Below are 10,116 nucleotides of genomic sequence, written 5' to 3' on the forward strand. Positions count from 1 at the left end.
GTAAACAAGCGTTGGTTGGGCGGTATGTTGACCAACTGGAAAACTGTTCGTCAGTCAATCAAGCGTCTGAAAGAGCTTGAGCAACAAAGCCAGGATGGTACTTTCGACAAGCTGACCAAAAAAGAAGCGCTGATGCTTCAGCGTGAAATGGAAAAGCTGGAAAGCAGCCTGGGTGGTATTAAAGACATGGGCGGTTTGCCAGATGTATTGTTCGTTATCGATGCAGATCACGAGCATATCGCAATCACTGAAGCCCGTAACCTGGGTATTCCAGTAGTTTCAGTAGTTGATACCAACTCAAATCCAGACGGTGTTGACTTCATCATCCCTGGTAACGACGATGCAATCCGTGCAGTTCAATTGTACTTAAACGCTGCGGCTGACGCAGTAAATTCAGGTCGTGAAAACAACCTGGAAGTACAAGCTGAACAAGACGACTTCGTTGAAGCAGCAGAGTAATTTGCTTTGTGACCCTGAGGCAACTGCTTCGGGGTCATTGCTTAACAATCGAATTATCTAAGAGGGGCAATCGCCCCTTTTAAACTTAAATTTAAAATTATTGCTGAGGAATTGAAAATGGCAGTGACTGCAGCACTTGTAAAAGAATTGCGTGAACGTACTGGCGCCGGCATGCTGGATTGCAAAAAAGCGTTAGTAGAAACCGATGGTGACATCGAACTGGCCATCGAAAACATGCGTAAGTCAGGTCAGGCAAAAGCCGCCAAAAAAGCAGGCCGTATCGCTGCTGAAGGTGTAATCCTGACTAAAGTTGAAGGTGGTAAAGCGACCATTCTTGAACTGAACTGTGAAACTGACTTCGTAGCCCGTGACGAAAGCTTCCTGGCTTTCGGCAACAAATTAATTGAAGTGGCATTCGCCAACAGCCTGAGCGACATCGAAGCATTGAATGCTTCTGAAATCGAAGGCGGCGTAGTAAGCGACGTACGTGATGCACTGGTTGCCAAAATCGGTGAAAACATCTCTCCACGTCGTGTACTGACAGTAGAAGGTAACAACCTGGGTGCATACACTCATGGTTCGCGCATTGGTGTACTGGCCATCCTGGACGGTGGTGATGAAGACCTGGCAAAAGACGTAGCCATGCACGTTGCTGCTTCTGTACCTCAATTCGTTAAGCCTGAACAGGTTCCGGCTGAAGTTGTAGAGAAAGAAAAAGCCATCCAAATCGAAATCGCAATGCAGTCTGGCAAGCCTGCTGACATCGCTGAGAAAATGGTTTCTGGCCGCATGAACAAGTTCACTGGCGAAATCAGCCTGACTGGTCAGCCTTTCGTAAAAGATCCTTCAATGTCTGTTGGTGACCTGCTGAAGAGCAAGGGCGCAGACGCAATCAACTTCGTACGTTTCGAAGTAGGCGAAGGTATCGAGAAGAAAACTGAAGACTTCGCGGCAGAAGTTGCTGCGCAAATGGCAGCTGCTAAGAAATAATTAGCGGTTTGACTTTTGCATTCGGCCAATGTCGGATACACTTACGAGCACCTCTTCGGGGGTGCTTTTTTATAAGTAAGCCACCATGGCTGCTGTGCCGCACAGTGACGTAACGACCGATTTAGTCGGTTTGGTTCATAATTTGTACTGCGAACTATGACCCAAGCCGAATCAAGAGGAAACTATAACAATGAGCATCGCACCAAAATCCGCCTACCGACGCATACTGCTTAAACTGAGTGGTGAAGCGCTTATGGGAAAAGAAGGCTTTGGTATTGATCCCAAAGTACTTGACCGCATGGCGCAGGAAATTAAAGAATTGGTCGAGTTGGGCGTTCAGGTGGGGCTGGTTATCGGCGGTGGCAACCTGTTTCGCGGAGAAGGACTGGCAAAAGCTGGCATGAACCGCGTGGTAGGTGACCACATGGGGATGCTGGCAACAGTGATGAACGGTCTTGCCATGCGTGACGCCTTGCACCGCGCATTCGTAAATGCCCGTCTGATGTCTGCTATTCCTCTAAATGGGGTGTGTGACGCGTACAATTGGGCAGAAGCAATTAGCTTGCTGAAATCTGGCCGGGTAGTGATTTTCTCCGCCGGTACAGGTAACCCGTTTTTTACCACTGATTCAGCAGCGTGTTTGCGCGGTATCGAAATAGAAGCTGACGCAGTGTTAAAAGCTACCAAAGTAGATGGCGTATACAACGATGACCCGGTGAAAAATCCCGAAGCGCAAATGTATGCTCAGTTGTCTTACCAGGAAGTGCTGGAAAAAGAACTGAAAGTAATGGATTTATCGGCGTTTACACTGGCTCGTGACCACAACCTGCCAATACGCGTATTTAACATGAATAAGCCGGGCTGCCTGAAACGGGTAGTGATGGGTGAACCTGAAGGTACACTGATTACGCACAGCGACAGTGTCGAAAAATAAAAAAACAGGAATATAACCGTGATTGATGAAATTGAATTAGATGCGCGTGAGCGCATGGAAAAAAGTATTAGTGCGCTGAAAAGTCAGTTAAGCAAAATTCGTACGGGTCGTGCACACCCAGCGTTGCTTGATGGGATTCAGGTATCTTATTACGGCGTTGATACTCCGCTGCGTCAGGTAGCGAACGTGGTAGCCGAAGATAGCCGCACTCTGGCGTTAACCGTATTCGATAAGAGCGCGATCCAGGCAGTAGAAAAAGCCATTATGCAGTCTGGTCTGGGCTTAAATCCAATGAGCGCAGGGACTACTATTCGCATTCCTCTTCCGCCACTGACAGAAGAGCGTCGTAAAGATTTGATCCGTGTAGTGCGTAACGAAGCTGAGCAAGGACGTGTCGCGATTCGTAACATCCGTCGCGACGCTAACAGCGACATCAAGGATTTGCTTAAAGAGAAGGAAGTCAGTGAAGACGAAAGTCGTGCAGGCGAAGAGAATGTACAAACACTGACCAATGAATTCATTAAAATCGTGGATGTCATGCTGGCAGACAAAGAAAAAGAATTGATGGAAGTGTAATTGCCATTATGCAGCCATCGGAGAATGACATCGCAACGGCGGGACAAGATCGTCTCGCGTCGTTAAAGGTGCCAAAGCACGTTGCCATTATCATGGATGGCAACGGTCGCTGGGCAAAGAAAAAAGGAAAAATTCGAACCTTTGGTCATCGTGCTGGCGTTGAGTCAGTGCGTGCTGCGGTGCGTTTTGCCCGTCAAAGCAATATTCAGGTACTCACCTTATTTGCGTTCAGCAGCGAAAACTGGAAGCGTCCGGAAGAAGAAGTCAGCGTGCTGATGGATTTATTTAATCTGGTATTAAATAAAGAAGCCAAGCGCCTGAACAAAAACGGTGTGCGTTTACAGGTGCTGGGCGATCTGAGCCGCTTTGACGACAAGTTGGTGTCTAAAATCCGCAAAGCAGAGGAATTAACCTCTGACAACAAGGATTTAGTCCTGAATGTTGCCGCCAATTACGGTGGTCGCTGGGATATACTGCACGCAGCTAAGCAAATGGCTCAGGATGCCGCTGCTGGTAATATGTCGTTAGCGGATATAGACGAAGCGGCATTTGATCAATATATGTCTACCAAAGGCTTGCCTGAACTCGACTTGTTGATTCGAACAGGTGGTGAACACCGCATCAGCAACTTCCTGTTGTGGCAGTGCGCTTATGCGGAATTGTACTTTACTGATGTGTTGTGGCCGGATTTTAACGAAGACGAGTTTTATCTTGCAGTTAAAGACTTCAGTGAACGCCAGCGTCGATTTGGTTTGATCGGTGAACAAGTCGAAGCGGAAGTGGTTGTAGGGTGAACGCCTTCATTCGCATCATGACAATCTCTTACGAAAGACTTTCCTTATGCTAAAGCAACGCATCATTACGGCGCTCATCCTGGCGCCTCTTGCTATTCTGGCTATTCTGTTTTTGCCATTAGACGTATTTCAGTACGCCATTGCCGCTGTTATCGCTTTGGGCGGCTATGAATGGGCGAATATGTCTGGCTTGCCGAAGCGTCCACACAAAGTGGCCTTTTTATTGGTGTTATTAGCGGTTTGCCTTGGGCTGATTAGCCTGGTTGATACCAATATGATTTGGTATCAGGGCAAATTGAACGCCATTTACCATTGGGTTTTATCGGTAGCCTGTTTGTGGTGGCTGGTATCCCTCGCGATGATCATTGCCTATCCCCGCTACTCCAAGTTTTGGCAAACAAGTTGGATGATCCGCTGTTTGTTTGGCGTGCTTACACTCATTCCCACCTGGGTGGCGGTGGTTTCCTTACGTGCCAGATTATATGAAGTAGATGCATTCTATGGCGCGTCACTAATCTTCTATGTACTGGGTATCGTGTGGGCAGCCGACATTGGCGCGTTTTTCGTAGGTGTGAAGTTTGGTCGTCACAAGTTGCGCCCCAATGTTTCACCCGGGAAAACGTTTGAAGGATTGTTTGGTGGGGTAATGGCGTCTTTTGCCATTATTGCCTTTGCAGCATTGCACTATCAGGTAGAGTCTACGCGGATTTGGCCCCATTTGCTTATTGGTGGCTTAACCGTAGGTGTATCTGCCATGGGTGATTTGAATGAGAGTATGTTTAAGCGGTGCGCGGGCATCAAAGACAGCGGCCGTATTTTGCCCGGTCACGGTGGGTTGCTTGACCGCATAGACAGCCTTACGGCAGCGTTCCCAGTCTTTGCATACTGCTTTGTTACCTGGATGGCGTAATGCAAACCGTTACTATATTAGGGGCCACGGGCTCTATTGGTGACAGTACACTTGATGTTATTCAGCGTCATCCTGAACTGTTTCGTGTATTTGCCATTACCGGTCATCGCCAGATTGAAAAGCTGATTCAACAGGCCAAGCAATATCATGCCCGCTATGTTGTTGTTGCTGATGAGCAGGATTATGCTGCCGCCTGCGAACTTGCTCAGCGATATGAAATAAGTTCAGAAGTTTTGGCAGGCCAACGGGCCTTGGAAGAGGTAGCATCGGCCGCAGAGGTCGATACCGTAATGGCTTCGATTGTTGGTGCTGCGGGCCTGGAGCCCACATTGGCAGCAGTAAAAGCCGGCAAGCGCGTACTGTTGGCCAATAAAGAGTCGCTGGTGATGTCTGGCGCGTTATTCATTGAGGCCGCAAAGCAGTCTAAAGCCACTATTTTGCCAATTGATAGTGAGCACAATGCTATTTTTCAGTGTTTACCTGCCGATTTTCGTTATGGTGAACTAGACGCTGCCGGTATTAGTAAGATTTTACTCACCGGTTCAGGAGGCCCGTTTCGCCAGCGCGATTTGAGTACCTTTGACGCCATTACGCCCGCTGAAGCGTGTGCCCATCCTAACTGGAGTATGGGGCGTAAAATATCTGTCGATTCCGCCACCATGATGAACAAAGGGCTGGAGTTTATCGAGGCATGCTGGTTGTTTGGCCTTGCGCAACATGACATCCAGGTAGTATTGCATCCTCAAAGTACTATTCACTCAATGGTGCAATATATTGACGGCTCTGTGTTGGCGCAACTGGGAAACCCGGATATGCGGACACCCATTGCTTACGGATTGGGGTATCCAACACGCATTGATGCAGGCGTGGCGCCACTGGATTTTGCTACGTTGGCCGATTTGAGTTTTACCACACCGTGCCGAACCCGTTACCCTAATCTCTATCTGGCAATCGAAGCTTGTCGCGTAGGGCAATCCGCCACTACAAGATTGAATGCCGCAAACGAAATCGCGGTGCAGGCCTTTTTGGATAATCGCATACGTTTTACCCAAATCGCGCAAATTAATGAAGAAATTCTAAATCGGTTTGAACCAACTGAGGTTTCTTCAATCCAACAAATTCGAGAGCTGGATAGGCAAGCCCGTGTGGCTGCACTGGCGTTAGTCGGGGATAATTAAGTGGTATTTGAGTTTTTACGTAACGCTGGTGCGTTTATTGTTGCACTGGGTATATTAGTTGCCGTACACGAATGGGGTCACTACTATGTGGCGCGTTTGTGTGGTGTTTACGTAAAGCGTTTTTCGATTGGCTTTGGTAAACCATTGTGGCGTAAACAAGCCAGTAATGGCACAGAGTTTGTGGTAGCGGCCATCCCGTTAGGCGGTTATGTTCGCATGCTTGATGAGCGGGTGGATGACGTACCAGCTGAGTTATCTTCCCAGGCATTTAATCGTCAGAGCGTAGCAAAGCGCATGGCAATTATTGCCGCTGGGCCCGGCGTAAACTTTATTTTTGCGGCTATCGCTTTGTATGCGATGTTTTTAATAGGCATCAGTACTGTTAAGCCGGTCATTGGCGAAATTGCACCGCAAAGTATTGCAGCTCAGGCTGGATTGACTGCCGGTGATGAAATTATACAGGTGGGTAACAGAAGCACGCCGGATTGGGAGGCAGTTAATTTTGAACTGATCTCTCATGTTGGCGATGCTACCATGCCGGTTATAGTAAAAAATACCAGTGGAATGACATTCCAGCGCCAGTTAATGCTGGACGGATGGAACTTTGATTCAGAATCGGAGTCTCCTTTACGCAGTGTCGGTATTACCCCGTTTACACCTGCAGCAACGCTTAACGTTGCGTATGTAGGCGAAGGCTCGGCTGCCAAGTCAGCAGGGGTTCAGGTTGGTGATACTATCCTGGCGCTTAATGGCGAAGCAGTGAATGACTGGCAAAGTTTGGTGGCATTTATAAAAGAACGCCCTGGTCAGCAAGTTACGTTAAGTGTAAACAGGGCTGGTCAAACCTATGACCTTTCTGCCACAATTGGGCGCCGTGATACGCCGGAAGGGCAGGATGGCTATCTGGGCGTGAGTCCTTATGCAGAAGCATGGCCAGAAGGGTACGTATTTACTCACCAGTACGGTGTGTTGGATGCGATGGGTAAAGCCGTTGATAAAACCTGGCGTTTAATGACGCTGAGCATTGAAATGATAGGCAAGCTGATCACTGGTGATGTATCGGTGAAAAATTTAAGCGGTCCTATTTCTATTGCCCAAGGGGCGGGAAACAGTGCCGGATACGGTCTGGTGTATTTCCTGAGTTTCCTGGCATTAATCAGTGTGAATCTGGGTATTGTAAATTTATTACCCCTGCCAATGTTGGACGGCGGGCATTTAATGTACTTCACCATCGAATGGCTAACAGGAAAGCCAGTATCCGAAGAGATACAGGAGTGGGGATTTAAGATTGGCGCCATGCTGTTGTTTACGATCATGAGCATCGCCATCTTTAACGACATAACGCGATTGTCTTAACCGAGTCAGTCGTTAGCAAGAAAAACGCGAACGCAGCAGGAAGAAAAAGAATAGATGAAGTTTAATCAGTTAGTTGTAGCCGGAATCTTGTACTCCAGTGCTAGCTTAGCGAACGCTGCATCAAGCAATAGCGAATTTGTAGTTGAAGATATTCGGGTAGAAGGATTACAGCGGGTGGCGTTAGGTGCCGCGCTTACTTATATCCCGGTTCAGAAAGGCGACGAGCTTAATGCGTTTCGTATTACGCAACTTATTCGTTCGCTGTATTCATCCACTCACTTTGAAAATATAGCGGTTATGCGCGATGGTAACACGTTAGTTATTCGTGTTGCTGAGCGTCCAACTATCAGTAATATCATTTTTGAAGGCAATGATGATATTAAAGACGAACAGCTACAGGAAAGCCTGGATGGCAATAACATCCGCGTAGGTGAACCGCTTGATAAGACAGTACTCACCTCAATTGAAAACGGTCTTAAGGATTTTTTCTACAGTATTGGTAAGTACAATGCAGATGTCACTGCTATCGTAACGCCGCTGCCCCGTAACCGCGTGGATTTAAAGCTGTTGTTTGAAGAAGGTGACGCAGCTGAAATTAAGCAAATCAACATTGTGGGCAATGACATTTTTAGCGACACAGAGTTGCTTGAAGATTTCGAATTGCAGTACAACACCGCCTGGTATGATTTCCTGTCGGAAACGCGCTACCAGCAGCAAACCCTGCAAGGCGACATGGAAACCCTGCGTAACTTTTACATGGACCGCGGCTACCTGCGCTTCAATGTGGAATCGACTCAGGTTGCTATGTCACCCGAGAAAGACGGTATCTATATTTCACTGAATATTACCGAAGGTGAGCAATACACTATTTCGGGCGTGGAGCTGGTAGGTGATTTGCTTGGTCATGAAGATTTTATTGAACAAGTACTACCTCTTACACCTGGTGAATTGTACAGCCAGGCTGAAGTTACCTATACCGAAGAATACATCAGTAAATACCTGGGCCGCTTTGGCTATGCCTATCCTACCGTTACCACGGTGCCGGAAATCAACGACGAAGATAAAACGGTTAAACTGACGCTGCGCGTTGATCCGGGTAAGCGTATTTATGTTCGCCGGATTAATTTTAACGGTAATACCATTACCGCCGACGAAGTATTGCGTCAGAACGTAGTGCAAATGGAAGGTACCTGGCTGTCTAACTCCATGCTGGAAACATCTAAAAACAGCATGTCGCGCTTAACCTATATGGAAGACGTTGAGTTCGAAACCGTACGTATTCCAGGTAAGGACGATCAGGTAGATGTTGAATTTAACGTAAAAGAACAGCCTTCCGGCTCGTTCAACGCAGGTATCAGCTACGGTGACCAAACCAAGCTGGGTTTACAGGCAGGTATTCAGCAGGATAACTTCCTGGGTACCGGTAAACAAATCGGCGTGAATTTAAGTACGGTGTCTTACCAGAAGCAGGCACAGTTGTCGTATACCGATCCGTTTTTCACTATTGACGGTATCAGCCTCGGTGGAACCGTTGCTTACAGTGAGTTTGACGGCTCCAGCTTTAACGTTATTCAGTACAACTCCAAGCGTTGGTCGGTTGGCGGCACAATTGGCTATCCAATTGACGAATTTAACCGCATCAGCTTCGGATTAACCTACTCTGACGTAGAACTGTCTAACCGCGGTTATTATGAACAGACAAACCGTTTTTATGAGCAGTTTACCAACGAAGACGATCCGGATGCGCCTATTGAATACACCAGTTTGCAGGCGTCTATCGCCTGGAGTAGAAGTAGGCTGAACCGGGGGTTATTCCCGACAGCAGGTTCATCGCAGCGTGCGTCTTTCAGTATTACAACACCAAATTCCGACGTGAATTACTTTAAAACGGTGTATGATGCGCGATTCTACTTCCCGGTATCCCGCGATCAGCGCTGGTCGTTCTTAACCAAGCTGCGTTTGGGTTATGGTAACGGTTATGGTGATATTAACGGCAGCGATCAAATTCTGCCGTTTAACGAAAACTTCACGGCCGGTGGTGCAGATACACTGCGTGGTTTTGAAAACAACACGGTTGGTCCACGTGGTATTCAACGTACCAGTAGCCAAAACTCTGTTACTCTGCCGGACGGTACGGTAGTGCCAGGTGATCCGTCTAACGACTCGTATGTGTTATCGCGCAGAAGTCTTGGTGGTAACGCCATGGCGCTGGGTGGTATTGAGTTAATCGTTCCTACGCCGTTTGTGGAAGAAGATTCTTCAAACTCAGTGAGAACCAGTATGTTCGTAGACGTGGGTAACGTTTGGGATACAGAATTTGACTATGAGGAATACTCAAGATTAAATAATGCCGGCGCGAATGAATTGCTGGATTTCTCCGACTGGACATTATTTAGAAGTTCTGCCGGCATTTCGGTACAATGGATTTCACCAATGGGACCAATGGTATTTAGTTTCTCCAAAGCACTTAAAGAACGCGACGGTGATGACGCTAAATTCTTCACATTTAATATCGGTCAAACATTTTAAAATTAAGCTGGCATAGACCAGAACACAAAAGGAGCACCCTTTGAACAAGTTGGCAAAATACGCAATCGCATCGGCTATGTTAGGTAGCGCAATGGTTAGTACTGCAGCAATGGCTGAGCAGAAAATTGGTGTGGTAAGTGTGCAGGATATCTTCCAGTCGCTGCCACAGGCTGCCGAGATTCAGAATGCCATTCAAATGGAATTCAAGGCTCAGGTGGATGAAGTGAACCTGTTGCAACGCGACGGCCAGCTCTATACCGAGAAACTGCAACGCGATGCGGCTACCATGAGTGCGCAGGAAAAGAAAGAACTGGAAGACAAAATCCTTTCAGTACGTGAGCAACTGAGCCAGAAAGTTCAGCCTCTGCAACAGAATATTCAACGCCGTCA

10 protein-coding genes are annotated in these 10,116 nt (G+C 47.5%); all 10 read left to right on the top strand.

The window, feature by feature from the left end; genetic code table 11:
- On the top strand, positions 1-459 hold a 459-nt coding region (gene rpsB / locus ACLR2L_RS15745), incomplete at its 5' end, for a 30S ribosomal protein S2 (RefSeq protein ID WP_413369421.1).
- Positions 460-576: 117 nt separating this feature from the next.
- Positions 577-1,449, top strand: coding sequence for a translation elongation factor Ts (tsf, locus tag ACLR2L_RS15750; protein WP_140956214.1), 873 nt, complete (start codon positions 577-579; stop codon positions 1,447-1,449).
- Positions 1,450-1,639: 190 nt separating this feature from the next.
- Positions 1,640-2,383, top strand: a complete 744-nt coding sequence (pyrH, locus tag ACLR2L_RS15755) for a UMP kinase (protein ID WP_140956213.1) — start codon at positions 1,640-1,642, stop codon at positions 2,381-2,383.
- Positions 2,384-2,401: 18 nt separating this feature from the next.
- Positions 2,402-2,959 carry a ribosome recycling factor gene (frr, locus tag ACLR2L_RS15760; protein WP_140956212.1) on the top strand — a complete coding sequence of 186 codons (558 nt, stop codon included), beginning with the start codon at positions 2,402-2,404 and terminating at the stop codon, positions 2,957-2,959.
- 8 nt (positions 2,960-2,967) lie between these two features.
- A complete protein-coding gene (gene uppS / locus ACLR2L_RS15765; RefSeq protein ID WP_413369424.1) occupies positions 2,968-3,753 on the top strand; it encodes a polyprenyl diphosphate synthase in 786 nt (261 codons plus the stop codon).
- Between the two features lie 46 nt (positions 3,754-3,799).
- Positions 3,800-4,663: a phosphatidate cytidylyltransferase gene (locus ACLR2L_RS15770; protein ID WP_140956210.1), complete on the top strand. Its 864-nt coding sequence runs from the start codon at positions 3,800-3,802 to the stop codon at positions 4,661-4,663.
- Entirely contained in the window at positions 4,663-5,841 is a 1,179-nt protein-coding gene (ispC, locus tag ACLR2L_RS15775) for a 1-deoxy-D-xylulose-5-phosphate reductoisomerase (RefSeq protein WP_140956209.1), read from the top strand. The genes ACLR2L_RS15770 and ispC overlap by 1 nt, the downstream gene beginning before the upstream one ends.
- Positions 5,842-7,197, top strand: coding sequence for a sigma E protease regulator RseP (gene rseP, locus ACLR2L_RS15780; RefSeq protein ID WP_413369427.1), 1,356 nt, complete (start codon positions 5,842-5,844; stop codon positions 7,195-7,197).
- A gap of 54 nt (positions 7,198-7,251) precedes the next feature.
- On the top strand, positions 7,252-9,726 hold the full coding sequence (bamA, locus tag ACLR2L_RS15785; RefSeq protein WP_413369429.1) for an outer membrane protein assembly factor BamA: 2,475 nt from the start codon (positions 7,252-7,254) through the stop codon (positions 9,724-9,726).
- A gap of 40 nt (positions 9,727-9,766) precedes the next feature.
- A partial coding sequence (locus tag ACLR2L_RS15790) for an OmpH family outer membrane protein (protein ID WP_413369430.1) occupies positions 9,767-10,116 on the top strand: 350 nt, incomplete at its 3' end.

This window comes from Alteromonas sp. AMM-1, assembly GCF_047290655.1.
Taxonomy (GTDB): domain Bacteria; phylum Pseudomonadota; class Gammaproteobacteria; order Enterobacterales; family Alteromonadaceae; genus Alteromonas; species Alteromonas mangrovi.

Excerpts from the sequence above, each read along its gene's own strand:
- tsf (WP_140956214.1), top strand. The coding sequence starts at position 577 with ATGGCAGTGACTGCAGCACTTGTAAAAGAATTGCGTGAACGTACTGGC.
- uppS (WP_413369424.1), top strand. The coding sequence starts at position 2,968 with ATGCAGCCATCGGAGAATGACATCGCAACGGCGGGACAAGATCGTCTC.
- pyrH (WP_140956213.1), top strand. The coding sequence starts at position 1,640 with ATGAGCATCGCACCAAAATCCGCCTACCGACGCATACTGCTTAAACTG.
- bamA (WP_413369429.1), top strand. The coding sequence starts at position 7,252 with ATGAAGTTTAATCAGTTAGTTGTAGCCGGAATCTTGTACTCCAGTGCT.
- ACLR2L_RS15770 (WP_140956210.1), top strand. The coding sequence starts at position 3,800 with ATGCTAAAGCAACGCATCATTACGGCGCTCATCCTGGCGCCTCTTGCT.
- ispC (WP_140956209.1), top strand. The coding sequence starts at position 4,663 with ATGCAAACCGTTACTATATTAGGGGCCACGGGCTCTATTGGTGACAGT.